The organism is uncultured Bradyrhizobium sp., from assembly GCF_936928535.1.
GTDB lineage: Bacteria > Pseudomonadota > Alphaproteobacteria > Rhizobiales > Xanthobacteraceae > Bradyrhizobium.
In genome coordinates this window covers 1-23,782 of the sequence record NZ_CAKZHY010000058.1, presented here as the reverse complement: position 1 = coordinate 23,782, position 23,782 = coordinate 1, and the positions used below count along the sequence as shown (strand labels likewise).

General features: G+C 63.8%; 23 protein-coding genes, 1 tRNA gene and 1 pseudogene. 12 read left to right on the top strand and 13 right to left on the bottom strand.

The genetic code is table 11. The features are described from left to right. Window positions 1-97 precede the first annotated feature (97 nt). From Q0687_RS08705 to Q0687_RS08695, 3 genes and pseudogenes are all read left to right on the top strand, one after another. Window positions 98-700, top strand: a complete 603-nt coding sequence (locus Q0687_RS08705; protein WP_298874588.1) for a TetR/AcrR family transcriptional regulator — start codon at window positions 98-100, stop codon at window positions 698-700. Window positions 701-739: 39 nt separating this feature from the next. Then, window positions 740-1,420 (top strand): annotated as a pseudogene (locus tag Q0687_RS08700) (MBL fold metallo-hydrolase); the annotation flags it as partial. Between the two features lie 118 nt (window positions 1,421-1,538). Continuing rightward, window positions 1,539-1,742: a hypothetical protein gene (locus tag Q0687_RS08695; protein WP_128952352.1), complete on the top strand. Its 204-nt coding sequence runs from the start codon at window positions 1,539-1,541 to the stop codon at window positions 1,740-1,742. A gap of 35 nt (window positions 1,743-1,777) precedes the next feature. Here the strand turns inward: Q0687_RS08695 and Q0687_RS08690 are convergent, their stop codons facing one another. Then, entirely contained in the window at window positions 1,778-2,644 is an 867-nt protein-coding gene (locus Q0687_RS08690) for an IclR family transcriptional regulator C-terminal domain-containing protein (RefSeq protein WP_298874578.1), read from the bottom strand. A gap of 106 nt (window positions 2,645-2,750) precedes the next feature. Between Q0687_RS08690 and Q0687_RS08685 the strand changes: the two genes are divergently transcribed. The 4 genes from Q0687_RS08685 to Q0687_RS08670 all read left to right on the top strand — a co-directional run bounded on the left by Q0687_RS08685 (window position 2,751) and on the right by Q0687_RS08670 (window position 7,082). After that, window positions 2,751-3,686: a dihydrodipicolinate synthase family protein gene (locus tag Q0687_RS08685; protein WP_298874576.1), complete on the top strand. Its 936-nt coding sequence runs from the start codon at window positions 2,751-2,753 to the stop codon at window positions 3,684-3,686. Window positions 3,687-3,800: 114 nt separating this feature from the next. Beyond that, window positions 3,801-4,907: a four-carbon acid sugar kinase family protein gene (locus tag Q0687_RS08680; RefSeq protein WP_298874574.1), complete on the top strand. Its 1,107-nt coding sequence runs from the start codon at window positions 3,801-3,803 to the stop codon at window positions 4,905-4,907. Next, window positions 4,904-5,932 carry a 4-hydroxythreonine-4-phosphate dehydrogenase PdxA gene (pdxA, locus tag Q0687_RS08675; RefSeq protein WP_298874572.1) on the top strand — a complete coding sequence of 343 codons (1,029 nt, stop codon included), beginning with the start codon at window positions 4,904-4,906 and terminating at the stop codon, window positions 5,930-5,932. Before Q0687_RS08680 ends, pdxA begins: the two co-directional genes overlap by 4 nt. Before the next feature lie 16 nt (window positions 5,933-5,948). Further along, window positions 5,949-7,082 (top strand): iron-containing alcohol dehydrogenase, encoded by a 1,134-nt coding sequence (locus Q0687_RS08670; RefSeq protein ID WP_298874570.1) that lies wholly within the window; start codon window positions 5,949-5,951, stop codon window positions 7,080-7,082. A 3-nt stretch (window positions 7,083-7,085) separates the two neighbouring features. Here Q0687_RS08670 and Q0687_RS08665 read toward each other — a convergent pair whose 3' ends face one another. Beyond that, window positions 7,086-8,585, bottom strand: coding sequence for an amidase (locus Q0687_RS08665; protein WP_298874568.1), 1,500 nt, complete (start codon window positions 8,583-8,585; stop codon window positions 7,086-7,088). Window positions 8,586-8,847: 262 nt separating this feature from the next. On the opposite strand from Q0687_RS08665, the gene Q0687_RS08660 reads away from it, so the two are divergent. Then, window positions 8,848-8,921 (top strand) — tRNA-Gln (locus Q0687_RS08660). Between the two features lie 212 nt (window positions 8,922-9,133). Here Q0687_RS08660 and Q0687_RS08655 read toward each other — a convergent pair. The 5 genes from Q0687_RS08655 to Q0687_RS08635 form a co-directional block, all read right to left on the bottom strand. After that, window positions 9,134-9,451, bottom strand: coding sequence for a DoxX family protein (locus Q0687_RS08655; protein WP_298874566.1), 318 nt, complete (start codon window positions 9,449-9,451; stop codon window positions 9,134-9,136). A gap of 3 nt (window positions 9,452-9,454) precedes the next feature. Beyond that, the gene (locus Q0687_RS08650; RefSeq protein WP_298874565.1) at window positions 9,455-10,393 is read right to left on the bottom strand and encodes an NAD-dependent epimerase/dehydratase family protein; all 939 of its coding nucleotides are present in this window, start codon (window positions 10,391-10,393) and stop codon (window positions 9,455-9,457) included. 53 nt (window positions 10,394-10,446) lie between these two features. After that, window positions 10,447-11,355, bottom strand: a complete 909-nt coding sequence (locus Q0687_RS08645; RefSeq protein WP_298874563.1) for a LysR family transcriptional regulator — start codon at window positions 11,353-11,355, stop codon at window positions 10,447-10,449. A gap of 176 nt (window positions 11,356-11,531) precedes the next feature. After that, the gene (locus Q0687_RS08640) at window positions 11,532-12,743 is read right to left on the bottom strand and encodes an MFS transporter (protein ID WP_298874741.1); all 1,212 of its coding nucleotides are present in this window, start codon (window positions 12,741-12,743) and stop codon (window positions 11,532-11,534) included. Between the two features lie 94 nt (window positions 12,744-12,837). Further along, window positions 12,838-13,320: a cupin domain-containing protein gene (locus Q0687_RS08635; RefSeq protein ID WP_298874561.1), complete on the bottom strand. Its 483-nt coding sequence runs from the start codon at window positions 13,318-13,320 to the stop codon at window positions 12,838-12,840. Window positions 13,321-13,579: 259 nt separating this feature from the next. Here Q0687_RS08635 and Q0687_RS08630 point away from each other — a divergent pair, with 259 nt between their 5' ends. Continuing rightward, window positions 13,580-14,296 (top strand): peroxiredoxin-like family protein, encoded by a 717-nt coding sequence (locus Q0687_RS08630; RefSeq protein ID WP_298874559.1) that lies wholly within the window; start codon window positions 13,580-13,582, stop codon window positions 14,294-14,296. 21 nt (window positions 14,297-14,317) lie between these two features. Here the strand turns inward: Q0687_RS08630 and Q0687_RS08625 are convergent, their stop codons facing one another. After that, the gene (locus Q0687_RS08625) at window positions 14,318-15,205 is read right to left on the bottom strand and encodes a LysR family transcriptional regulator (protein ID WP_298874557.1); all 888 of its coding nucleotides are present in this window, start codon (window positions 15,203-15,205) and stop codon (window positions 14,318-14,320) included. Window positions 15,206-15,391: 186 nt separating this feature from the next. Here Q0687_RS08625 and Q0687_RS08620 point away from each other — a divergent pair, with 186 nt between their 5' ends. Both Q0687_RS08620 and Q0687_RS08615 read left to right on the top strand, forming a co-directional pair. Then, window positions 15,392-16,216, top strand: a complete 825-nt coding sequence (locus Q0687_RS08620; RefSeq protein ID WP_298874555.1) for a 3-hydroxybutyrate dehydrogenase — start codon at window positions 15,392-15,394, stop codon at window positions 16,214-16,216. 70 nt (window positions 16,217-16,286) lie between these two features. Further along, window positions 16,287-17,438 (top strand): patatin-like phospholipase family protein, encoded by a 1,152-nt coding sequence (locus Q0687_RS08615; RefSeq protein WP_298874542.1) that lies wholly within the window; start codon window positions 16,287-16,289, stop codon window positions 17,436-17,438. 72 nt (window positions 17,439-17,510) lie between these two features. Here the strand turns inward: Q0687_RS08615 and Q0687_RS08610 are convergent, their stop codons facing one another. The 5 genes from Q0687_RS08610 to Q0687_RS08590 all read right to left on the bottom strand — a co-directional run bounded on the left by Q0687_RS08610 (window position 17,511) and on the right by Q0687_RS08590 (window position 21,170). Continuing rightward, a complete protein-coding gene (locus Q0687_RS08610) occupies window positions 17,511-18,569 on the bottom strand; it encodes a class I SAM-dependent methyltransferase (protein ID WP_298874539.1) in 1,059 nt (352 codons plus the stop codon). Between the two features lie 70 nt (window positions 18,570-18,639). Beyond that, window positions 18,640-19,152: a DoxX family protein gene (locus tag Q0687_RS08605; RefSeq protein ID WP_298874536.1), complete on the bottom strand. Its 513-nt coding sequence runs from the start codon at window positions 19,150-19,152 to the stop codon at window positions 18,640-18,642. Next, window positions 19,149-19,931, bottom strand: coding sequence for a DNA-binding domain-containing protein (locus tag Q0687_RS08600; protein ID WP_298874535.1), 783 nt, complete (start codon window positions 19,929-19,931; stop codon window positions 19,149-19,151). The genes Q0687_RS08605 and Q0687_RS08600 overlap by 4 nt, the downstream gene beginning before the upstream one ends. Next, window positions 19,921-20,823, bottom strand: a complete 903-nt coding sequence (locus Q0687_RS08595) for a DUF692 domain-containing protein (protein ID WP_298874533.1) — start codon at window positions 20,821-20,823, stop codon at window positions 19,921-19,923. Before Q0687_RS08595 ends, Q0687_RS08600 begins: the two co-directional genes overlap by 11 nt. Before the next feature lie 41 nt (window positions 20,824-20,864). Then, window positions 20,865-21,170 (bottom strand): DUF2282 domain-containing protein, encoded by a 306-nt coding sequence (locus Q0687_RS08590; protein ID WP_298874532.1) that lies wholly within the window; start codon window positions 21,168-21,170, stop codon window positions 20,865-20,867. A gap of 301 nt (window positions 21,171-21,471) precedes the next feature. On the opposite strand from Q0687_RS08590, the gene Q0687_RS08585 reads away from it, so the two are divergent. Further along, complete coding sequence (locus Q0687_RS08585; protein WP_298874530.1) at window positions 21,472-23,568, top strand: adenylate/guanylate cyclase domain-containing protein; 2,097 nt, start codon at window positions 21,472-21,474, stop codon at window positions 23,566-23,568. The last annotated feature ends 214 nt before the right edge of the window (window positions 23,569-23,782 follow it).

The window sequence follows — 23,782 nt, the reverse complement described above, 5'->3', positions numbered from 1 at the left end:
AAGATTGCGAAGCGGAAAAGAAAAGAAAGATAGAACAAATAGATAGGACCTGGCGTTGGGAGTGAGGGACGACGCCGAATCCGAGGAGAGTGGTGACATGGGCATGGGACGCCCCCGCGAATTCGACGCTGATGTCGCGTTGGATCAGGCGATGGAAGTGTTTTGGCGCCACGGCTACCAGGGCGCCACGATTGCCCAACTCACCGAGGCCATGGGTATCAACCCGCCGAGCCTCTATGCCTGCTTTGGCAACAAGGAGGGCCTGCTCAAGGCCGCGCTCGACCGCTACACCAACCTGCGCGGCGCCTGGATGGACGAGGTGGTGGCCGCGCCGACCGCCCGCGAGGTTGCCGAGCGCATGTTGATGGGCATCGCCGACAAGCAGACCGATCCCGCCAATCCCCCCGGCTGCCTGCTCGTGCAAGGCGGCATTGCTTGCGGCACCGGCTCCGAGAACGTGCCCTTCGAGCTCGCAGCGCGCCGCGCCCAGAATGAAGACCTGCTGCGCGACCGCTTTGTACGTGCCAAGGCGGAGGGTGATCTCATCCCGACATCCGATCCCGCCGCGCTCGCGCGTTATGTCTCGGCAGTCTCCGTCGGCATGGGCGTGATGGCGTCCTCGGGCTCGGACCGTGAGGCGCTGCGTCAGGTGGCAAGCGTCGCGGTGCAGGCCGTCGAGGCGCAGTCGCGGCGAGGATAGGAAAGGCGATCCACCAGCCGAAGAACGCCAGCGCCAGCGTCGACCCTGGGGCTCCGACAGACCTCCGACGCGATGACCATCCATGCCGGGTCTGAAACGCTCGATATCGTGATCCGCATGCTCGCCGGCTTGTGGGGCGAGGGAAGGGCGCCGATCTCCGTGCAGTTCGCGCCGCTCTCTGAAGGAGAGGTCATCGATGCTGGCGACTTCGCCATCGATTGTTTTCCCGTCCGCCACCGCGACACCGACAGCTTTGGCTTTTCGTTCCAGAGTCCCGCGCGCCGCCATCGGTTGTCTGACCGTCTCGCAGCCCTTGGTGTGCCCGATGGACCCATGCGCGGCGAGCTGGCCGCGGGACGGCGGGTCACGATCGAAGGCCGGACCATCGATCCGGAGGATGTCCTCGGCTCTCCAAGCGGCGGCAAGAAGCTGGTCGTGATCGGCGACACCGAGACCACCGAGGGACTTTCGAGCCATGTCGCCGATTCCGATCTGCTGGTGATCGAGGCGACGTTCCTGGATCGGGATGCGCCAACGGCGCGGGACTACGGCCATCTCACGGCAGCAGAGGCGGCCCGGTTCGCGGCCGCCAACAATGTCCAGCAGCTCGTGCTGACTCATCTGTCGGGTCGCTATGAGGATGACGAGATTCTGGCCGAGGCTGCCAGGATCTTTCCGAGCGTCAGGATCGCCGCCGATCTGGATCGTGTCGCCGTTTAGGCGGTACGTTGCACGGCCATTAATCTTACCTGTCAAGGTTGACGCAACTTCATCCCCGCAGCCGTGCGCCGTCGCGATATTTTCGAGGATCAGAAATCAGCTTGTATTGAGAGTATTTATGTCCCGTTCCGTTGAATTGATCGTTGAAGGCTATGTGAGGCTGAACGATCGCGATGCGCTGGAAGGAATTTTGACGCATCGCCAGGATCTGCTGCGGCAACTGGTGGCCGTGACCGGTGTCGACCCGAAGCAGGCTATCGCACAGGTCAGCGAGGAAATCACCATCATCGAAGCCGGACTTGCGACCCTCGTCCCGGAATAGCCGCCGCCAAGGTCGCGTCTCGGCAGGAGAGGCGATCAGCCCACCAGTCCCGACTTGATCGCAAGTTCCTGCACTTTGCCTGTCAGCCGCATCAGCTTTGGCAGCGCCTGATCGCGGAAGGTCGGCATGTCCATGCGCATCGCATCCACAGTGAGGCTCAGTCCGGCGATGACAGAGCCCTGGGCGTCGAGGATCGGCGTCGCCAGCGTACGCAGACCGTAGGCATTCTCGCCGTCGGAGACGGCATAGCCCTTCTTCTTGACCTGGTCGAGCCGGGCGAGCAGGGCATCGAGATCGGTCAGCGTTCGCTCCGACAGCTTGACGCGAGGGCGTGACTCCAGCCGCCGGATCTGCTCGTCGCGCTGAAGATGCGCCAGCATGGCATGGCCGAGTGCCGCACTGTAGGCGGGGATACGCGCGCCCGGCCGGCGATCCATCTTGTAGCGGTCGAGGCCTGCGCTGACGCGCGCGAGATAAATCACGTCACCACCATCGAGCATGCCGAGCGAGGCCGCATCGCCGGCTTCGGGCACGAGATCGCGGAGCAGTGGCTCCACGATGTTTCGCAACGACCCGTGCGACAGCACGGTATAGCCGAGGTCGAGGCAGGCGACGCCGAGGCGGAACCGGCGGCTCTGCGGCACCGCCTGGAGATAGCCGAGCTCGATCAGGGTCTGGATCAGCCGGAACGCGGTCCCGCGATCAAGATCGGCGCGTGCGGCAACTTCACTCAGTGTCAGCTCGAAGGCCTCGCTGGTGAAACTCTTGAGCACGGCAAAGGCCTTGCCGACGGACGCGACGTAGTTTTTGGGGTTCTTCGACTCGGGTGCTTTTGCAGACGCATCCGATATGCGCTTTACCGCCTTCTTTTCGACCTTGGCCATGCCTGAATGCCCTGCCATGACTGCCGCAGCCCTTGACGCGGCGGCGACCTGCTCTTACCAACGGGGCAGATGATAACAAATGTTCGCATTCCGAACAACAACGATCTGACGATCGGAGGAAGCTTTGTCGACATCATCGCTGCACCCCCAGCCCTTGCACCCACACGGCGTGTTTTCCGCCGCGTTGACGCCGCTCGACGCAGAGCTCGCGCCTGATCATGCGCGCTTCATTGCGCATTGCCGTTACCTGCTGGACGAAGGCTGCGACGCCATCGCGATGCTGGGCACGACGGGGGAGGCGAACTCCTTCTCGGTCGCCGAGCGCACTGGGCTGCTGGAGGCCGTGATCGCCGGCGGTATCAAGCCGAACCAATTGCTGCCGGGCACCGGCGTCGCCGCCTTCACCGAGACGGTCGTGTTGACGCGCCATGCGCTGTCGGTCGGCGTCGACACCGTGGTGATGTTGCCGCCGTTCTACTACAAGAACGTCAGCGATGACGGCGTCTATGCCGCCTACAGCGAGATCGTCCAGCGCATCGGCGATCCCAGGCTCAAGATCGTGCTCTATCACATCCCGCAGATGTCGATGCAGCCGATCTCGCACGCACTGATCGAGCGGCTGCGCAAAGCCTATCCGTCAACCATCGTCGGCATCAAGGATTCCTCGGGTGACTTCGCCAACATGACCGCGATGGTCGAGCGTTTCCCCGGTTTTGCGGTGCTGACGGGCGCGGACCCGCTGCTGCTGCCGCTGCTGCGCAAGGGCGGCGCGGGCTGCATCACCGCGACCTCGAATCTCGTCGCCCGCGATCTTGCCTATGTCTTCAAACACTTCCGCGACAGCGACGACGACGCAACCCTCGCTGCAGCGCAGGCGCGCATCGTGAAGGCACGCGAGCTGGTTTCGCGCTTCGCGCAGATGCCGTCGCTCAAGGCCCTGATGGCGGAACGCACGGGTCACGCCAGCTGGCAGCGCCTGCGGCCGCCGCTCGAGACCTTGTCGGCAGCTCAAGTGAAAGAGTTGCTCGCGAATGCCGCAGCGTTCGCCGAAGCCGCTTAGCGGCGAACGACGAGGCGATCCGATGTCCCACCTGTTCCAGGGCGTGCCGGCCGGTCGCGATCCGCACGGTCCGACGCACCCTGGCAAGATCTTTGGCACGGGAGCAGCATGACGATGACGCGCGTCCGTATGATCGCCGACGATCTCACCGGCGCGCTCGACACCGCGGCGGAGTTCGTCGGCTTGTGCGGACCGTTCGACGTCGTCTGGGGAGATGCGCCTGCGGCGTCGGGCACCCTGAGCCTCGCGATCGATAGCAGCACCCGCGAGCGTCCGAAAGCCGACAGTGTCGAGATCGTCGCTCGGCTGGCGTCGCGGCTTCAGGACGGAGAGATCGCCTACAAGAAAGTCGATAGCCTGCTCCGCGGTGCCTGGGCGGCCGAACTCGGCGCTTGCCTGAAAACCGGCCATTGGGCGTCTTGCGTCGTCGCACCTGCCTTCGATTATCAGGGACGCCGCACGGTCGACGGCCAGCAATATGCGCGTACTGTGCAGGGAGATTGGCATCGGGTCGGCGACAATCTGCTGGACCAACTGAGACATGACGGCATCGAGGCACGGCGAGGCAGCTCCGACACGCTGTCCGAAGGCGGCGTGCAGGTGTTTGATGCCGAGAGCGATCTCGATCTCGATCGCGTCGTCGAGATGGGACGGCACATGCCAGGGCCTGTGCTCTGGTGCGGCAGTGGCGGTTTGGCCCGTGCGCTTGCGCGCAATCATGGTTCTGTCGCACCGTCGGTCCTGAAGCGACCGGTGCTGGGCTTGTTTGGGTCCGATCAGACGACAACCGAGTCTCAGCTCGCCGCGTGTGGCGAGGCTACCCTTGCGTTGGCTGAAGGCGAGGGGGGCGCCGTTGTGCAGCGGAAGCTGGCGGATGACAGTGTGGCCCTGGTGAAATTCACGTTGCCCGAGGGCCTTGCGCGTTCCGAGGCGGCGCGGCGGATCGCACATGAATTGACGGCGCTGATCGCCTCGCTCGATCCGCCGGGAACCCTGATCGTTGCGGGCGGCGAAACGTTGAAGGCTGTATGCGTCGCGCTCGGCGCTCACGCGCTCGAGGTGACAGGGCGCATCGTGCCGGGCTTGCCGCGCTCGACGCTGCGAGGCGGCCGCTGGCCTGGTGTCGATGTCATCTCGAAATCCGGGGCATTCGGCGCACGCGAACTGTGGCGTGATCTGCTCCGGAATAATCATCTGCTCACTCTGGGGAGTCCGACATGACCTCTCGTCACCTTGCCATCACCATGGGCGATCCCGCCGGGATCGGGCCGGAGATCATCGTCAAGGCCTGCGTCGGACTGAAGGAGCGGATCGCGGCCGGCGATTTGCGCCTGCTCATCATCGGCAGCGGCGCGGCCTTGGAGGCCGCGAAGGCCACGCTTGGCGCCAACGTTGCAATCCCGCAAGTCACGGCCGACGATCGCGACTGGCCCAATCTCTGCTACCTGCAAGCCGACGCCGAGGGCGACCCGATCAAGCCCGGCGTGCTCAGCGCCGATGGTGGCCGCTTTGCCTACAAGGCGATCGAGCAGGGCGTACGTCTGACGCAATCGGGCCGCACCGCGGCGATCGTCACCGCGCCGCTGAACAAGGAAGCACTCAACAAGGCCGGCTATCACTTCCCGGGTCATACCGAGATGCTGGCGCATCTCACCGGCGTGCGCGGCTCGGTGATGCTGCTCGCCCATGGCAACATGCGCGTCAGCCACGTCTCGACCCATGTGGCGCTGGAGGACGTGCCGAAGCGTCTGACACCGGAGCGGCTGCGCATGGTGATCGATCTCACCAACGACGCGCTACGCCGGCTCGGCATTGCAAAACCGAAGATCGCGGTCGCGGCGCTGAACCCGCATGCCGGCGAGGGCGGCCTGTTCGGCCGGCAGGATATCGACGTCTCCGCGCCGACGATTGCGAAGGCCGTGGCTGACGGTCTCCACGTCGTCGGTCCCGTGCCCGGCGACACCATCTTCGTCAAGCTGCGAGCGGGCCAGTTCGACGCCGCGGTCGCGATGTATCACGACCAGGGGCACATTCCCGTAAAGCTGCTCGGCTTCCAGGTCGACCCCGCCACCGGCCGCTGGCAGGAACTCTCCGGCGTCAACATTACGCTGGGCCTGCCGATCATCCGCACCTCGGTCGATCACGGCACCGCCTTCGACATCGCCGGAAAGGGCATCGCTAACGAGCACAGCCTGATCGAGGCCATCGACTATGCCGAGCGGCTGGCCGCCGGCGCTTCCAGGTAACGAGATCGAGCCCGAGATGACCAACGCCTTCACGCCCATCGAAATCCTTCGTCCGACCATCCTCGAATTCGGCAACGGCACGATCACGGCTGCCGCTCGCTTCGCCGAGCGGATCGGCGCGAAGCGGTCGCTGGTGGTTTCCGATCCCTTCAATGCGCGTCGCGTCGACACATTGGCCCTGCCGGGCGCGGTCAAGGTGTTCGGCGAGGTCAAGCCCGAGCCGGATCTCCCCAACCTCGAGAAGGCGGTTGCAATGGCGAAAGGGATCAGCCCCGATCTCGTCGTCGGCTTCGGCGGCGGCAGTGCCATGGATCTCGCAAAGCTGGTCGCGGTGATGTGTACAACCGATGTCGCTTTTGCCGACATCGTCGGGCCGGAGAAGGTGGCCGGCCGCAGCGTCGCGCTGATGCAGGTCCCGACCACCTCGGGCACCGGCAGCGAAGCAGGCACCCGCGCACTCGTCACCGATCCCGTCAGCCAGAACAAGCAGGCGGTGCAGAGCCGCTTCATGCTGGCCGATATCGCCATCGTCGACCCCGATCTGACCACGACCGTGCCGAAGGAGATCACGGCGGCCACCGGCGTCGACGCGCTGGCACATTGCGTCGAGGCCTATACCAGCCGCAAGGCGCATCCGACGATCGATCTCTACGCGCTCGAAGGGGCTCGGCTGGTCGGGCGCTATCTCGAGCGTGCGGTCGCCGATGGCAGCGATCGCGAGGCGCGCGCCGGTTTGTCACTGGCCTCGCTCTATGGCGGCTACTGCCTCGGGCCGGTGAACACCACCGCCGGTCACGCCGTGGCTTATCCGCTCGGCACGCGCCATCACATCGCGCACGGTCTCGCCTGTGCGATGATCTTTCCGCATACGCTGGCGTTCAACATGCCGGCTGTGGAAGAGAAGACGGTCGCGGTGCTCGGAGCGCTGGGTCTGCCCGAGCAGAGCGATCCTAAGCACGCGTTCGATGCAACTTATGCATTCTGCAAGAATCTCGGCGTCGAGATGCGGCTGTCAGCACTCGGCGTGCCCAGGAAGGATCTTGGCGTGATGGCCGACGAGGCTCACGCGATCCGGCGGCTACTCGACAACAACCCGCGCGATCTCGGCCGGGATGCGATCCTTGGGATGTACGAGGTCGCGTTCTCATGAATATCAAGATCGTCTGATGAACGATGGCGGCGGCACGAAGCCGCCGAACTCGCGTTCGATCAATCCGGCAAGTGCGATCGTCGTGCGGTCCTCGAGATACGGTCCGATGATCTGCACGCCGATCGGCAGGCCCGACGGCGACCGATCGATCGGAACGGCCGTTGCCGGCAGTCCGCAGGTCGATGCCGGATCGGCCCAGATGAAGCAGGCGTCGGCGTAAGGATGGGCCTTGCCGTCGATGTCGAGTTGCCGCGAGTCGAATGGCTCGGAATGATCATGCGGGAAGGCGGGCACGGCCGCTGCCGGGTAGATGACCGCATCGAAGTCGCGGAATAGCGCGTGCCACTGCGCCTGTAGCCGCAGGCGCATCGCATCGGCTGCAAGCCAGTCTCGATGGATCATCCCCCAGCCGCGGGCGCGCTCGGCTTGCAGGCTGCGATCTTCAGGCGCGAGCGTAGCGGCCACCACCTGCGCTTCGGTCAGGGCCTGCGGTGTCAGGCGCGGACTACGTGCTGCGTTCAACAACCTCATATAGAGCCGCGCCGAGTTCGCGAGATCGGGCAGCGCCGCGCTCGAGCGCGCGACCATTGCGCCTGCCTTGTCGAGCCGCTCAGCCAATCGGACGATTGCCGAACGCACGGCTTCGCCCGACGGCATCAACGGATGGGTATCGATGATGAGGATCCTGAAATCCCTGAGGCTGTCGTGCCGGGCGGCGGGCAGCGCGAGGCGATAGCCGATGCCGTCACGGGCTTCGTCGGGCCCGGCAATCACGTCGAGCGATAGCGCGAGGTCGGAGGCCGTGCGCGCCATCGGTCCGACGACGGCAAGATCGCCTTGGCCCGGAACGGGTGGCGCCGGCGGAAGGCTGTAGCCGCGCAGCGGCACCAGGCCGAGGCTCGGCTTGTGTCCGAACACGCCGCAGAAATGTGCGGGCACGCGGATCGAGCCGCCGATGTCGGAGCCAATCGAAAGCGGACCGAATCCCGCCGCCAGCGCCGCGCCCCATCCGCCCGAGGAGCCGCCAGGCGAACGGCCGAGGTCCCAGGGATTCCTCGTGGTCCCATAGATCTCGTTGTAGCTCTGGAAATCCCGCAGCCCGATCGGGATATTGGTTTTGCCGATGATGATCGCGCCCGCCGCCTTCAATCGGGAGACCAGCAGCGCGTCCTCCGCCGGTTGGAAATCCCGCAAATGCGGAAAGCCCCACGTGGTCGGCAGGCCCGTGACATTGAACGGCTCCTTCAAGGTCACGGGGATTCCGAGGAGGGGGCGTTGCTCTCCGCGGCCGAGCGCGGCATCGGCAGCGCGCGCTGCCTCTCTGGCGCGATCGAAGTCGCGAACGACCACAGCGTTGATGTCCCCATCCAGCGCCTCGATGCGCGCAATCGTGTGCGCGAGCAGCTCCGATGCCGACAGTTTTTGCGCGAGCAAGGCGCTTCGCAGTGCGCCGATCGAGCCGTAATCGAGGTCGGGGGTGTCTGCTTGTAACCCTCGCTGCATCGGGATCTCCCAGCGTTCGGAATCTGCATGTGTCTCGCAGTCATGTCGGCGCTGGCACGCCACCCGCCGACGCTGGACATTTAGATATTTTGGCGACGGACGGGAGAGGTGGCTGGGCCCGCGCGTCCGTGCACAGCCGCGCTTGCCAGCCTATGGCTGAGCGGGTAGAAGGCTGCACGCCTGAGCCGCGATTTGCGCAGACCGCGCTGCCGGCCACAGTCGGACAGATCAGTAAGAGATTGAATTTGTTCGGCTATTCCGTTGGGGAATGGTGTAACGGTAGCACAACAGACTCTGACTCTGTTTGTCTTGGTTCGAATCCAGGTTCCCCAGCCAAAGTCTTCAAAAGCTTGTAGATCAATAGCTTACAGATCCTGCGGCGCCTCGCGGCGCGCCCCACTTACATCCCGGTCATGGGCCACGATGTCAGGACCGGCGTCCCGCCGAGACGGCCGGTCTTGACGGTTCGACGCCCAACGGGACGCGTTCTCCTTCGGCATTCCAAGCCGACCGGCAGCTTCCTCAAGTGCCCGGAAGCCACCGATCTTTCAGGAAAACCGACTCGCCATCAGAAGCAAGGCAGCAAAGCAACCGATCGGTGCGAGATGGGAAAATTCCCGATGTCGCAGGATGGTCAAAGCTGCCGCCGCAAGAATGACGGCGCAGAGGATCAAACCTGCTGCACGGGTTGCCGGTATAGCGACCAGGATTGCGGCCGACATTTCCAGTCCGCCGGTGACTCGGCACCACCACGCAGGATACCCCCATCGAACAAAGTTGCTCCGCGTGGTCGACGTCGCGATCGCATTGAACAGACCTGCACCGGCGAAGGCAGCGGCAAGCAGCCTAATGAATATCATGTGCATGGCTTAAGCGACCGCCAACGCATAAGCGTGCAACTCGTCGATGATCGATGCCCGCGAGGGATTCCAGCCGAGTTCGCGCTTCGCCTTCTCGCCCGAGATGATCTGATCGGAGGCGATCGCATCCGCGAAGCCCCAGAGGACCTTGCGCGCCTCGTCGAGCGGCCACGCCGCTACGCGGCCCCCGGCACCCCCCAACTCGCTCGCCGCGCGTGCGATCTCGACGAGCCGCAGCGCCGAACCGTGCGCGCCATTGAAGATGGATCCCGCCGGTGCCAGCTCGAGCGCGAGCGCATAGAGATCGGCCAGGTCGTCGGCATGCACGGTCGACCAGCGATTTTGACCGTCCCCGACATGAAGCGCCGCGCCATGTTCCTTGGCCGCTGCGACCATCATCATCGCGGCGCCGCCCCAGTTGCCATATACCCAGGCAGGCCGAATAACGACCGTATGGACGCCCACGGCTCCGGCTGCGAGGATCTCGCGTTCCAGAGCCTGGCGCCAGCGGACCATCTCGACCGGGTTCAATGGAGTATCCTCGGTCGCTGACGTGTCGCCCGTGGAGCCGTAGACCAAGCTGCCACTGGTATAGATGAGGCGCTTACCCGTTCCACGCTGGGCTTCAAGGATTGCACGCGTCGCAATCTCATCGAGAGACGCAGCGTTCTGGTCGTTCGGCGAAGCGGCATGGACGACGGCGTCCACGCCCTGCACCGCCGAGGCCAAACTCACCGGGTCGGCAAGCTCACCTGGCTCCGCCACGAAGCCTCGGTCGAGCAGCTTGGCCGCGCTCGCTTCCGACCGGGCGAGCCCCACGACTTCATGACCTCCCTCCTTCAATCGCTGCGCTACCGCGCCGCCGATCAAGCCAGTCGCGCCTGTTACCAAAACTCGCATGTCGATCACCTCTTCAATTTCGGTGAATCCAACAAAGCGGAACGGCAATGCAGATGGAAATCGCGAGTCCTGATGTGGCGATATCGATCGCGCCAATGGCGTCACGCCGAGGCGGCTATTTTGGTGATGATGCCGCGCAGCCAGGCGATAGCCCCATGCGTATCCGCCCGCCGGTGCCACATCAAGTGGACTGGCCAAGTGGGCAGTTCGAGCGGCGGATCATAGATCGCTATGCCAACTCCAGTATCAGCGAACCTTCGTGCGACCCGGGAGGCCAGCGTCGCGACGAGGTCGGTTCCAGCGATCACGAAGGGTGCGGCCAGAAATTGCGGCAGGCTCAGCACGACGCGCCGTTCCAGGCCGAGATCGGCAAGCCTTAGATCGACGATCCCGGAACGGTCGCCTTCCGGGGATACCAGAAGATGCGGCGCCGCTGCGAAAGCCTTGAGGCTTGGACCACCTGCGAACGCCGGGTGTCCCGCCCGCGCGACGCAGGCGAAACTCTCAAAAAACAGCGGGCTGCTGATAATGCGCGCCGACGTCTCGGTGGGGAAACCGATTGCGAGATTCGCCTCGCCGCTGTCGAGCAGCGTAATAGCTTCGTCTCGTCCGAATATCCCGCAGACGCGCACATTGATGTGCGGGGCATCGACGCTGATGCGGGCCATGAGCGGGGGCAACAAGACGAACGCCGCATAGTCGGTCATCGCGAGCGTGACGGTATTGTCGGCCGTCGCGGGGTCGAAGCTATCGGCCTGTAGCGCGCTCCGGAGAAGCCGCAGCGCATCAGAGACGGGTCCAGCAAGGTCATGTGCGCGGGGCGTCGGCTGCATGCCTGAAGGCGTTCGTACGAAGAGCTCGTCCCCAAGAAGCTCTCGCAATCGCGTGAGTGCTCCGCTCATCGCCGACTGGCTGAGGCCGATCCGCGATCCGGCGCGCGTCACGTGACGCTCCGCGTACAGCGCATCAAAGGCCTTCATCAAGTTGAGGTCGAAGCCAGCTATGTCCATGTGGCCGATCATAAGCGGATGAGCTCAACGGGGATAGCGGCCATACGTCGAGCGCACACGCTCGACGGCCCCGGTTAGGCTGGACCCGATCCATCAAAGCGGACATCACGGTGGCCTCGAGAAGTGCGGGAGCCAAGAGGCTCGCTGACCGCGCGGCCTATGCAGTCTCGAACCGGTCACGTCAAATCGCTCTTCAGAGCAGATGTCATAAGACCGGCACCGGAGAGTGAGAGTGCCACACCGATCACGCAGCCGGTCCAGCCGAAATGGACGAAAAAGAGACCCAGCACGATCGTTCCTGCCAAGCCGCCGAGGAAATAGCAGGCGAGGTAGATGCCGCTCGCAACACCACGGTTCTCGGCAGCGGCTTGCCCAACGAAACCGGTGGCTGCGGCCTGCGCGAAGAAGGTGCCGACGCCCATCAGGACCATGCCGGCCAGCACGTCAACCAGATGTCGACTGAGCATCAACGGCAACCCCAACCCCGCGATCGCGAGGGCGCCCCAAATCGTGGGGCGGGTACCGATGAGCGAGGCGACCCTTCCAGCAAACAGCGTGGTCATGACCGACGGCAGGAACACGAAATAGACGAGGCCGAGGTTCATCATGCTCAATGATAATGGCGGCCGAACCAGCACGAAGTTCACGAAGGTGAAGGTGCCGATGAAAGCGAACAGGATGCAGAACCCGATCCCGAAGGCAGAGCGCAGACGACGATTGCGCCAATGCGCTGTCATGGCGGCGAGCGGAGAGCCGATAAGTGTCATTGCATGCATTGGCTGGACGCGATGGATCGTGAAATAGACCAGCGCGGCACCGGCAAGGTTGAGCGCGGCAAAGAAGTAGAAATTCCAGGATAGTCCAAAGCTGTCGGCGACTGAGGCAGAAATCAACCGCCCGATGAGATTGCTGGCAACATTGCCGGTGATGTAGGCGGCAAAGGCGCCGCCAGCGTCCATCGCGCTGCAATGCTCCCCGAGATAGGCGAGGGTCAGTGTAAAGGCTGATGCCATGCACAAGCCTTGTGCGATCCGAAGGCTCGTGAAGGCCGTGAGATTAGGGGCCACTGCGAGCAGGCTGGTGGGGATTGCCAACAGCATCAGGCTGAGCAGGATGCCAAGACGCCGATCGATATGCGGGCTGAAAAGGCCGACGACGAGGCCGGCAAACGCCATACCAAAGGTGCTCGCGTTGACGGCAAAGCCCATCGCGGCGGGCGTCACCCCATAATGGCGGGTCAGGGATGGCAGGATCGCCTGCGTCGCAAACAAGTCGACAACGGTCAGGAATGCGATCAGTCCAATGACGAGCGAGCGGCGGATGACGCCGGGGGAGCGCGCATCCATCATCGTGTCCGGTGGCTCCATGAGTGCAGGCATATCGGTCATGTCACGACGTCTCCTGAGAAGAGGGATGTGGCGCCCGGTTTGGGGCTGCCGGGCGCCACATCGGGCAACGAGCGCTGGGGGCTTGCTGCGCTCGTCACATGTTGTGGTCTTGCGGATCCCTGCGAACATCGCCGACGTAGAGAATGACGGTCTCCTTGCCGAGATTTTTCCACCAGTGCGACGTGCCGAAGACTTCGGCACGCAGGTCGCCGGCCTTGTGCACGATCGGATCGATACAGTTGGAGGCGTATTCGACGATCTCGCCCTGTTGCACGAAGATCAGCGCCGGCCGGTCGTCGTGACTGTGCCAGGGTACGATGCCGCCGGGCTCGATCGTCAGCTTCCGGAAGCGCAGCTCCCGATCCTTGATATTTGCCGGCTGCTTCTCGAGGTTGATCGAGCCCAGCGTGACGTCGGTGACGCCCACCGGCTTGTAGTCGACCATCTTCTGCGCGTTCGGCTTGATCTTGTCGGCGGGGCATTCGCCGGCGGAGGCCGATTGTGCCGTGACGAGCAGAGCGCCGGCGATGGCAAGGCCGGGCAAGATCGTGTGCGGTAGGCGCGAAAGGCTGAGCATGTTCGTCTCCGGGTTGGCCGCAACCGCAACGGTTCGGCTATGGCATCAGGCTCGCCGAAGTCGTCTGTGAGATGAAATGCCGTCTCGCTCTCGACGCGATAGCTCCGCGCTATCGCGCCCCGATAGACCCCGGCTATCGAACTGATTGGGGATCAGCATTTCCGTTCGAGATGGATCTGACATCGGATAGGCACCGTGCCCCCTTGCGGGGCGGCCTGAACGTCAAGACAATGCGAACTCTTGTTGGCGGAGCGGGAAGATGACGTCCTTATCACCAGCCGATGCCGAACGGCTCAAGCTTGCCTTCCAGCGCTGCCGCGACATGGAAGGCACGTTGAACGAGCAGCTTCGCGCCTATGCGCATGCCGGCCGAGAGATATTCCCCGCTTATGGCGACGCGGTCGACCGCCTGGTGGAGCGCCTGAGCCGGAACGGCGGCGGCGAGAACGCGCCACGTCCTGGCGAGGTCATGCCGCCCTTCATGCTGCCGGACGAGAACGGACAGCTGGCGACGTTGTCATCGCTGCTCGCGCACGGCCCGGTCGCGGTGATGTTCTTTCGCGGGCACTGGTGTCCGTACTGCCGATTGAATATCCGCGCGGTGATCCAGGCGGAGGATCGCATTAAGGCGATGGGCGCGCGGATCGTCGCCATCATGCCGGAGACGCAGGAATTCACCGGGAAATTCAAGATCGAGGCAGCGGCGCCGTTTCCCGTGCTCACCGATCTCGACAACGGCTATGCGCTGTCCCTCAATCTGGCAATCTGGCTCGGTACGGAGATTCAGGGGCTGCTATCTTACCAGGATATGGCCAGGTTTCACGGCAATGACGGCTGGATGCTGCCTATTCCGGCCGTGTTCGTCGTTGGCCGGGACGGAATTGTCGTGGCACGGTTCGTCGATCCCGATTTCCGCAAGCGCATGGAGATCGACGATCTCCTCGACGCGTTGGAGCGTGCGAGGGGCGGGACCTGATCGGCACCAGCTTGAAAATGGCTACCCTGTGATCTCCCGCCAGTCCGCGCCGCGCAGCATGCGCATCACGGCATTGGCGACAGCGGTGCGCTGGCGGCCGGCGACGCCGTAAAGGCAGACCGTGCGGCGGGCGTTGAGCCCAGCGACATGGGCGCGTTTGAGATCTTGAGGCACCGGCGAACTGCGGGGCACCATCGCGACCCCGATGTCGGCCTCCACCAGCTCGATGAGGTCTCGCTCCGACGAGATCTCGTGGCTGTGATCGACATCGATGCCGTGCTCGCGCAAATTGGTCGAGATGCGCTTGGAATGCTCGCAATAGCCGCGGCTTAGCAACTGCTCCGGCCGGAGGTCGTCGAGCTCGATTGTCCTGCTGCCGGCGAGGCGATGATCCTTGCCGACCACAAGTTCGAAATTTTCGGTGAACAGGGGCCAGACGTCGAGCCGATCCCAGGCCTCCTCGATCTCGGCCGCGATGCCGAGCTCAACCTCGCCTTTCTTCAGATAGTCCGCGACTTCCCGGCTGTTGCCGCGCTGGAAACGGAATTCGAGCCGGTTGAATTGCCGACGGATTTGATTGAGGTGCGGAATCAGCACCGAAAGATCGACCGAATGCGTCAAGGCAATGCGCAGCGCGCCGATTTCGCCACTCTTGAAAGAGGACGCGAGCGAGCGCGCACCGGCCGCCGCCTCATAGCATTGTTTCAGGAGGGGATGCATGCGCTGGCCGAGCTCGGTCAGCTGCGCGGCCGGCCGCTCGCGGCGAAACAGATCGCCGCCGAGTTCGGCCTCGAGCTGCTTGATCGCCCGCGTCAGCGAGGGTTGCGTCACGTTGCACTCCTCGGCGGCGCGGGTGAAGTTGAGGAGTTGCGCCACCGCGAGGAAGTAGCGGACCTGGTGCATTTCCATGGATCGGCTCCCAGCTGGATCGGTCCGAAATCTAACCTATCAGGTCACGAAATGACATCCTGCCCGCAATAGCGCGCGCGTATCGTATCGAAAGTCAGTCGGCATTTCCGCTCCGAAGAGCCTTCGCCCACAGTGCTGGTGCCTTGGCGCTCGTCCGCCAGGAGGGTCCTATCAGGAGCACTCGCCATGAACATTCCTATCAAGCTCGAAACAACGCCCGCTGGACGGGTCCTTGCCGGTAAGGTCGCGCTGGTCACGGGCTCGACGAGCGGCATAGGGCTCGGCATCGCCCAGGCACTGGCTCGCGCTGGCGCCGATGTGGTCCTGAATGGCCTCGGCGCCGCTCTTGAAATCGAGAGGGCACGGGAAGAGATCGCGGCCGAGTTTGGCGTCAAGGCACGCTTCTCGCCGGCCGATATGACGAGGCCAAACTCCATCGCCGAGATGATTGCCGCGACCGTCGCGCAGTCCGGAAGGCTCGATATTCTGGTCAATAACGCCGGCATCCAGCATGTCGCGCCGCTGGAGCAATTCCCGACGGAAAAGTGGGACCAGATCCTCGCGATCAATCTGTCGTCGGCGTTTCACACCACGCGCCTTGCGCTGCCCGCCATGCGCCAAAACGGGTTCGGGCGGATCATCAATATCGCCTCTGCCCATGGCCTGGTCGCATCCCCCTTCAAGGCCGCCTACGTGGCTGCAAAGCATGGGATTGTGGGCCTCACCAAGGTGACCGCGCTGGAGACGGCGGAAGATGGCATCACCTGCAACGCCATCTGCCCCGGCTACGTTTACACGCCACTGGTGGAGGCGCAGATCGACGGCCAGGCCAAAGCACACGGCATTTCCCGCGACCAGGTCATCCGCGACGTGCTGCTCGGCCAGCAACCCAATAAGCGGTTTGCGACGGTTGAGGAACTGGGCGCGCTGACCGTGTTCCTGTCGACGGAAGCGGGCGCGTCGATCACGGGCGCTGCGCTGCCCGTCGACGGAGGCTGGACGGCACATTGACATGGGCCGGCGTAACAAGACGCGGCGGCTTGCGAACATCGGTGGCAGACAGGCTGAACGGGAGCAGAATATGAAGCATGAGAAGGGTAATCCGGAACGCGGCGGCTCGAAGGGGCTGCCCGGTCAGGTCGTGCTGGTGCTGCAGGGTGGCGGAGCGCTCGGCTCCTACCAGGCCGGCGTCTATCAGGCGCTGCATGAGGCCGGCATCGAGCCGGACTGGATCATCGGCACGTCAATCGGCGCCATCAATGCAAGCCTGATCGCGGGCAACGAGCCGCAAGACCGGCTCGTGCGCCTGAAAGAGTTCTGGAAGCGGATGGAGCAGAATCCTGTCTGGAACTTTCGCACCGCATTCCCTGGATTCAACGAGAAGCTCAGCTACTGGTCAACCGTCACGCATGGCGTCCCGGGCTTCTTCCGGCCCAATGCGCTGGCACATTTCGGCGACTCCTATCCGCTCGGTGCCGACCGCGCGGGATTCTATTCCACCGAGCCGCTGGAGAGGACGCTGAACGAACTCGTCGACTTCGCCCTGGTCAATCGCTGCATGCCGCGGCTCACCGTTGGCGCGGCGCATGTGCGCACCAGCCGGATGCGCTATTTCGACAGCCGGGAGGGCGAACTGACCGTCAAGCATGTGATGGCGTCAGGCGCATTGCCGCCTGCCTTTCCGGCTGTGCGGATTGATGATGAGCTCTATTGGGACGGTGGCATTCTTTCCAACACGCCGACCGAGGCCGTCTTCGACGATAATCCGCGCAAGAACTCGCTGATCTTCGCCGTGCATTTGTGGAATCCGCATGGCAGCGAGCCGACCACGATGGCGGAGGTGATGAACCGGCACAAGGACGTCCAGTACTCCAGCCGCATCGCCAGCCAGATCGTGCGCCAGCAGCAGGCGCATCGGCTTCGTCACGTCATCAACCAACTGGCTGCGCGCATTCCCGAGAGTGAGCGGACCAATCCGGCGGTGCGCGAGCTCATGAGCTATGGCTGCCCGACCCGGATGCATGTGGTGCGGTTGCTCGCGCCGCAGCTCGAGCACGAGACCCATACCAAGGACATCGACTTCAGCCCGTCCGGCATCATGCGGCGCTGGGAGGCAGGCTACGCGCACACACGATCCATGCTGGCACGCAGGCCCTGGGAAGGCGAATTCGATCCGCTCGCCGGCGTCGTCTTGCACGAGGACCAGGAGATGATGCAGATGGCGGCAGAGTGATCCGACGATGAGCTTCGCCTGGACCGACAATGGACGTCCGCGACAACGATTGCCGCGGACGTCCAGCCTCGCTCACGGACGCGCTTCAAGGATGAGGTTGAACGGTGTCTCCGCAGCGCGGCGGAAGCGGGTGAAGCCGCCTTGGCGGGCCACCTCGCGCAGCCGTGCTTCGCCGGCCTGGGCGCCGAGCGCCAATCCGACTTCCTGGTCCAGCGAGGCCGGCGTGCAGACCATCGTCGAGGCGGCGTAATAGACCCGTCCCACCGGATTCAAATTGTCCTCGAGACGATCTTTCGCGAACGGTTCGATTAGGAGGCAGGTGCCGTCGTCGGCCAGCGCGGAGCGGGTGTGACGCAGTGCGCCGACGGGATCACCCATGTCATGCAGACAATCGAAGAAACACACGAGGTCAAATCCATGCGCCGGAAAAGTCTTGGCGGATTGGACATCGAAATGCACCCGTCCTGACAGCCCGGCCTCGCTTGAAGCCTTGCGGGCAGCCTCGATCGAGCCCTCGTGATAATCGAATCCGTAGAAGGTCGAATTGGGGAACGCCTCGGCCATCAGCCTGGTCGAGACGCCGTGACCGCAGCCGACGTCGGCGACTTTTGCGCCACGCTCGAGTTTGGCGACCACGCCCTCGAGCGCCGGCAACCACTCCTGCACCAAATAGTGCTTGTAGCTGGTGCGGAAGAAACGCGCCGTTCCGCAGAACAGGCATTCGCTGCGCTTGTTCCAGCCGACACCCTTGCCTGTCTTGAAGGCTTCGGAGATCTTGGGTTCGTCCAGGAACGTTGCCGAGACGAGGCTGCCGACTGCGCCAAGGAACACCGGGCTATCTTCGTCCGCGAGCGCCATGATCTGTTCGGGCAGCATCGAGAACTTGCCCGTTGCGCTGTCGTATTCGACATATCCGGATGCGGCCTGTGCCGACAGCCATTCCCTGATGTAACGCTCGCTCGTGCCGGTTGTTTGCGCGAGGGTAGCCGGATCCATTGGCCCGCCCTTCGCAAGCGCCTTGTACAGGCCGAGCTTGTCACCAAGCAGCATGAGCGATGCACTCATGGCTGCGCCGACATCGCCGATCATCTTGCCCATGAAGGAGTTGAGACGGTCTTCGTTGACTTCCATGACGTACCTCCATTGCGTTTGGGTTGAACTTCTGGATTTCGCACACGGACGGCTCTGCTCCTTAATGCGCTTATTTCTCCGGGTGCAGGACGAGTTTGCAGAGCAAATGGTCGGCGGAGATCCGCCCGGGACCGTAGGCCATGATGGCGAGCGCCATTGCGGCCCAGGTGATATGGACCGGCCAGCCGTCTGGCACGGTGAGCTCGACGATCAAAGTCATGAACAGGAGGCCGAGCGCGGCGAAGCGCGTGCCGAGGCCGAGGACCAGGAGGACCGGAAACAGGATTTCGCCGCATCCGGACAGAAAGGCCATCACCGCCGGCGCCGGGAAGTGATAGGGACCACCCGGCAAGTGCAGCATGAATTCGTCGCTGAACAAGGTCACGGCAGTGTCCTTCAGCTTGAGAAATCCGCCCCATTTGAGGATGCCGGAGCGCCAGAACGGCACGGCAAGCGCCAGCCGGAGCACCAGCTGCACCATCGATGGTGTAGCGAGCGTCTGGATCAGATGATTGGCCTTGTCGGAGAGAGCGGCAACTGAAAACTCATTCTCAGCCGGCATGATGCGTTGTTCCGAGATCATCGTGCGCCTCCAGACGTCAGCGAGGTGAATATGCCAGCCTCGAGCAGGCTGGCGATGTTGGTGGCGAGGTCGAAGGCGGGCGACTCCTCGAGCGCGGCTGCGGCGGCCTCGGCAAGCATGCACCCGGACATCAGGCTGTCGAGAAACACCGCGCCGCCCGGCGGCAGCTTCTGCACGAGGACGTCGAATTCCGGCCGCGTCACCAGCGCGTCCTCCGCCGTCGATGCGTCGATGCGATCGGTGGATACGCGTTCGCGATTGGCCGCGAAGATCGTGACCGCCGCGAATGGCGAACGTACCAGGCGCGTTGCCGGATGTACGGTAAACATGAGACTGGAGAGCTGCTCAGGCGCGACCGCTGCCAGTGCGGATGGTGAGAGCGGTGGCGCGTCGGCTGCATGATAGGAATCGAGCCACGCCCGCTCGATCCGCGCTATGTCGGCGAGCCAAAGCAGCGATCGTGCATGCTCGTAGCGCGCGATGAAATCGGGAAAATCGCGGCCATACTCGAACAGCAGCGGTGATGTCGGTGGTGTTTCCCGGATATGAAATCGCGCCATGGCGCGGAAGAAGTCTGGCCCGGTGAGGCGCTGCACGGCCGGATAGATCGCCGCAAGCGCGTCGATCAGGCTGACCGTGACATTGTTGCGATAAACGTTGTAGCACTTGAGGGTCGACTGGCCGCGCGGCCCGGTCACCATGCGGGGCGCCTCGCGGCCAGGATCGAGCAAAGCCGATGCGAACGCTGCTGCGTAGGACAAGAGCGGTTCAGGCTGCATGACGCGTCCTCCGGACGTGACGATCGAGAATGGCCTGCGCGGCCGCAGCTTCCTCCTTCAGCACCGGCCAATCAGGGATGTTGCTGTCCCATTCGATCAGCGTCGGAATGGGGCCGCAGCGCGCGATGACGATCTCGAACAGCTTCCACACGGCGTCCGCGACCGGTCCGTCATGGCTGTCGATGAGCAACCCGCCTTCGGCGTCGTTCTGCTCAGTGTGACCGGCGAGATGAATCTCGCCGACGCGCGACAGCGGAAAGTCGGCGAGATATTGCAGCGCCGAGAAGCCGTGATTTGCCGCGGAGACAAACACGTTGTTGATGTCGAGCAACAGGCCGCAGCCGGTGCGTTCCGCAACAGTGCGGATGAAATCGGTTTCGCACATTCTGGAGCTGCGAAATGCGACATAGGTCGAGGGATTTTCCAGCAGGATCGGTCGCCTGATCGCTTCCTGCACCTCGTCGATGTGGTCGCAGACGCGCGCGAGCGTCGCCTTGTTGTAAGGTAGCGGCAAAAGATCGTTGAAGAAGCTCGTCTCGTGCGTTGACCAGGCCAGATGCTCGGAAATCAGCGCCGGCTGGTAGCGCGCGATGAGGCTCCGGAAGCGCGCCAGATGCGCGCGGTCGAGGGGGGCAGGGCCGCCGATCGACATGCAGACGCCGTGCAGCGACAGCGGATGATCCCTTCGCAACCTTTCCAGCATGCGGTGCGGCGGTCCACCTGCGCCCATGTAGTTTTCGGCATGAACCTCGAAGAAGCCACGTTGCGGGCCGTCGTCGAGGATCGCAGCGAGGTGCTCATGCTTGAAGCTGGTGCCGGCAACGCCGGCGATGGGAAGCGAATAGCGGAGGGGAATGGCGGCAGACGTCTGGGGGGTGATCGCTGCGTTCATGTCGCTCCTCCGCCTGTGTGTTGTTGCGATGCGGTTGCGTCTCAGACCGGCTTGAGGGAGCCGTGCTTGCCGCCCGGCAGCTCGATGTTGGCGCAGGTACCGCCCTGAACGAACTTCCACGCGTTGCCTTGGAAGTCCGCGGTTGAGGTGCCCTGGCAGGTCGTTCCCGGTCCGGCGGCGCAGTCGTTCTGGCCCTTCAGCGCGACGCCAAAGCACTTCTCTTTCTTGGCCGCGATGGCGGCGTCCGCTTCGGCCTTGGTCAGGGGGCCGGCGATGGCCAGAGTGGTGAGCGCGGTCGAGACGGCACCGGCAAGGACGAGCGAGCTGATGGTGTTTTTGGCAGACATGCAATTTCTCCTCTGGGGTTAGGCGATGGGCCCACCGTCTCGTTCGTCCCCGTCGCAGTCGCCGTTACCGGGTCAACTGCTCACGAGTTGGTGAGAGCGTTGGGTGACGCGCACGACGCGGTGCGCTTGGGGGCGGATTAGCGGGGAGTTCAGGCGGCGGCGCCAATGCCTTGTCCCTATGGACACCTTAGCCGCAGGGCATTGGCGGAGCCCTCGCGCACCTGCGAGACGTAACAAACGACTGCGCGCCTGCGTAACGAGGTACCAGTCGGCATCTCCCATGGCCCAGGCGGACCAAGTCATGATCGCCAAACTCAGAGCAAACGCGTCACGCCCGGACCTGCAAGGACTGACGGTCAGTATTCGCCTCGCAGTTTCCGCGCTGGTCCTGACCGCCATTCTGCTGACCGCAGCGCTATCCAGCCTGTTGTGGTGGCGCACCGCCGAGGCGACCAGCCGGAAGCTGGCCTCGACCATCAACGAGCAGATCGTGGCGGCCGTCCGCAAGGAAGTTGCCGCGATTGTCGACGAGGCACGTGCGGCCCACACAGCGATCCGCACGCTGTTCCTGCAGAACGTGCTCGACACCCGCGAGGCCGACAAGCGGGAGTTCGTATTCCTCTCGCAATTGCAATCGCAGGCGACGATTTCCTGGGTCGCATTCGGCTGGCCTGACGGCGCGTTCTTCGCCGCCCACAAGCTCGGCGACCGTCGCCTGGAGATGATGGAGATCTCGCTGACCGATCACGTCGGAGAACGCCGGGTCGACGAATATGACGTGGTGCCCGGCGACATCGAATTCGCCAGCCGCCGCTTCGAGCCGACTGATTTCCGCGTCGCCGACCGCAATTGGTTCAAGACCGGTATCAAGGCAGACGATCCCGAATGGTTCAAGGTCACGGACCATCCGATCGGCCAGCGCCCGTCAATCGCTTTTGCCGGCCCGATCGACGTCTATCAGGAGCGGCAGGGTGTGCTTGCCATCATCATCGAATATGCCCGCCTTTCGCGGTTTCTCGCCCAGCTCGAAGTCGGGCGCACCGGAACAGCCTACATTTTTGACGGCAACGGCGATCTCGTGGCCGCACCCGACAAGGAGGCAGACGAGCTCCATCCCGCACAGGGCGACCGGAAGTTGCTGCCTCTTGCACAGATGGCGCTGGCCAAAGCGAGCGCCGGTCAAGATGCCTGGCGCGGCAGACTGAGCTCTGGCGGTGCGGCTTATGAAGTCGCCCTCACGCCGTTGCCGTTTCCGGGCTGGCGGCTTGCGACAATTATCCCGGAGGCCGAGTTTCTTGGCCCGGTCGAGACCACGCTGCGGCGCCTGATTGTGGGATTAGCAGTCGGTTCGCTGCTCGCGGCGCTGGCTTCCGCGCTGCTGGCACGCAAGGTAATCGCGGCGCCGCTCTCCCGCGTCGTGGGTGAGATCCGCCACGTCGAGACCTTTGCGCTGGAGCAGGTGCGCCGTCATCCCTCCAGAGTGAAGGAGATTGCGAGCCTGTCGGGCGCGATTGCCGAGATGGCCGCCGGCCTCTCGGCCTTCCGCAAGTTCATCCCCGCAGACCTCGTCCGCGCCCTGCTGCGCCAGGGCGTCGAAGCGAAGCCGGGCGGCGCGATCCAGGAGTTGAGCGTGATGTTTGTCGACATCGCAGGTTTCACCGGCCTGTCCGAGCGCATGGGCGACCGGCTCGTGCCGCTGCTCTCGCGCTATCTCGACCTTGTCTCGGAGGTTGTCGTTGCCAACGGCGGCACGATCGACAAGTTCATCGGCGACGCCGTGATGGCCTTCTGGGGAGCCCCGCAGCCGCAAACCGATCATGCCGAACGCTGCTGCCGTGCCGCCCTCGCTATCCAGCGCGCCATCGATCAGTCAGGTCTTGTCGACGATCTCGGCCAGCCGCTGCGAATTCGCATCGGAGTCAATTCCGGTCATATGCTGGTGGGCAATATCGGCTCCGAGCTCCGCCTCAACTACACCGTGATTGGCGACGCTGTGAACGTGGCGAGCCGCTTGGAGGGCGCAAACAAGAGCTACGGCACACAAATTCTGATCGGTGAGGCGACCGAGCGCCTTGCGCGCGGCGCCATCGTCACGAGGGAGATCGACAGCATTGCGGTTTACGGCCGCGAGGAAGGCGTCGCCGTCCACGAATTGGTAGGGCGGGCGGACCAGGTGGATTTAGCGCAGGGGGCCGCAGGCTGGATCGCAGACTACGGGCGCGGCCTCGCAAAGTATCGCGCGCGGGATTTCGAAGGCGCTATCGCCGATTTCGATGCTGTTCTGGACGCGCGCCCCGGCGATCGACCGGCCAGCATCATCCGGGAGCGTTGCTGTGCCCTCCGACAGGCCGGTAGCGACCCGACATGGCGCCCGGTCGTGGCGCTGATTACGAAATAGCTGCGCTAGTTGACATCATCTCGTATTCTAACGGAGCGCAGCAGTGTCTCGTGAAAGGGATGCCGTACTTGCCTGTCGTCGTTGCCCTGGTATGACCAAGCAATGGCCCAAACTCTTCGTCAGAGGCAGGCTGTCCGGCGCAGTTCGCTCGCGCTATCAGGTCGTGTCCCCGGTGGTGGTGTAGCTCGGTAGAGCAAAGCCGCCCGGACGCGCG

Coding starts and splice junctions, on each gene's coding strand:
- Q0687_RS08705 (WP_298874588.1), top strand. CDS start 98: ATGGGCATGGGACGCCCCCGCGAATTCGACGCTGATGTCGCGTTGGAT.
- Q0687_RS08695 (WP_128952352.1), top strand. CDS start 1,539: ATGTCCCGTTCCGTTGAATTGATCGTTGAAGGCTATGTGAGGCTGAAC.
- Q0687_RS08690 (WP_298874578.1), bottom strand. CDS start 2,644: ATGGCAGGGCATTCAGGCATGGCCAAGGTCGAAAAGAAGGCGGTAAAG.
- Q0687_RS08680 (WP_298874574.1), top strand. CDS start 3,801: ATGACGCGCGTCCGTATGATCGCCGACGATCTCACCGGCGCGCTCGAC.
- pdxA (WP_298874572.1), top strand. CDS start 4,904: ATGACCTCTCGTCACCTTGCCATCACCATGGGCGATCCCGCCGGGATC.
- Q0687_RS08670 (WP_298874570.1), top strand. CDS start 5,949: ATGACCAACGCCTTCACGCCCATCGAAATCCTTCGTCCGACCATCCTC.
- Q0687_RS08665 (WP_298874568.1), bottom strand. CDS start 8,585: ATGCAGCGAGGGTTACAAGCAGACACCCCCGACCTCGATTACGGCTCG.
- Q0687_RS08655 (WP_298874566.1), bottom strand. CDS start 9,451: ATGCACATGATATTCATTAGGCTGCTTGCCGCTGCCTTCGCCGGTGCA.
- Q0687_RS08645 (WP_298874563.1), bottom strand. CDS start 11,355: ATGGACATAGCTGGCTTCGACCTCAACTTGATGAAGGCCTTTGATGCG.
- Q0687_RS08640 (WP_298874741.1), bottom strand. CDS start 12,743: ATGACCGATATGCCTGCACTCATGGAGCCACCGGACACGATGATGGAT.
- Q0687_RS08635 (WP_298874561.1), bottom strand. CDS start 13,320: ATGCTCAGCCTTTCGCGCCTACCGCACACGATCTTGCCCGGCCTTGCC.
- Q0687_RS08630 (WP_298874559.1), top strand. CDS start 13,580: ATGACGTCCTTATCACCAGCCGATGCCGAACGGCTCAAGCTTGCCTTC.
- Q0687_RS08625 (WP_298874557.1), bottom strand. CDS start 15,205: ATGGAAATGCACCAGGTCCGCTACTTCCTCGCGGTGGCGCAACTCCTC.
- Q0687_RS08620 (WP_298874555.1), top strand. CDS start 15,392: ATGAACATTCCTATCAAGCTCGAAACAACGCCCGCTGGACGGGTCCTT.
- Q0687_RS08615 (WP_298874542.1), top strand. CDS start 16,287: ATGAAGCATGAGAAGGGTAATCCGGAACGCGGCGGCTCGAAGGGGCTG.
- Q0687_RS08610 (WP_298874539.1), bottom strand. CDS start 18,569: ATGGAAGTCAACGAAGACCGTCTCAACTCCTTCATGGGCAAGATGATC.
- Q0687_RS08605 (WP_298874536.1), bottom strand. CDS start 19,152: ATGATCTCGGAACAACGCATCATGCCGGCTGAGAATGAGTTTTCAGTT.
- Q0687_RS08600 (WP_298874535.1), bottom strand. CDS start 19,931: ATGCAGCCTGAACCGCTCTTGTCCTACGCAGCAGCGTTCGCATCGGCT.
- Q0687_RS08595 (WP_298874533.1), bottom strand. CDS start 20,823: ATGAACGCAGCGATCACCCCCCAGACGTCTGCCGCCATTCCCCTCCGC.
- Q0687_RS08590 (WP_298874532.1), bottom strand. CDS start 21,170: ATGTCTGCCAAAAACACCATCAGCTCGCTCGTCCTTGCCGGTGCCGTC.
- Q0687_RS08585 (WP_298874530.1), top strand. CDS start 21,472: ATGATCGCCAAACTCAGAGCAAACGCGTCACGCCCGGACCTGCAAGGA.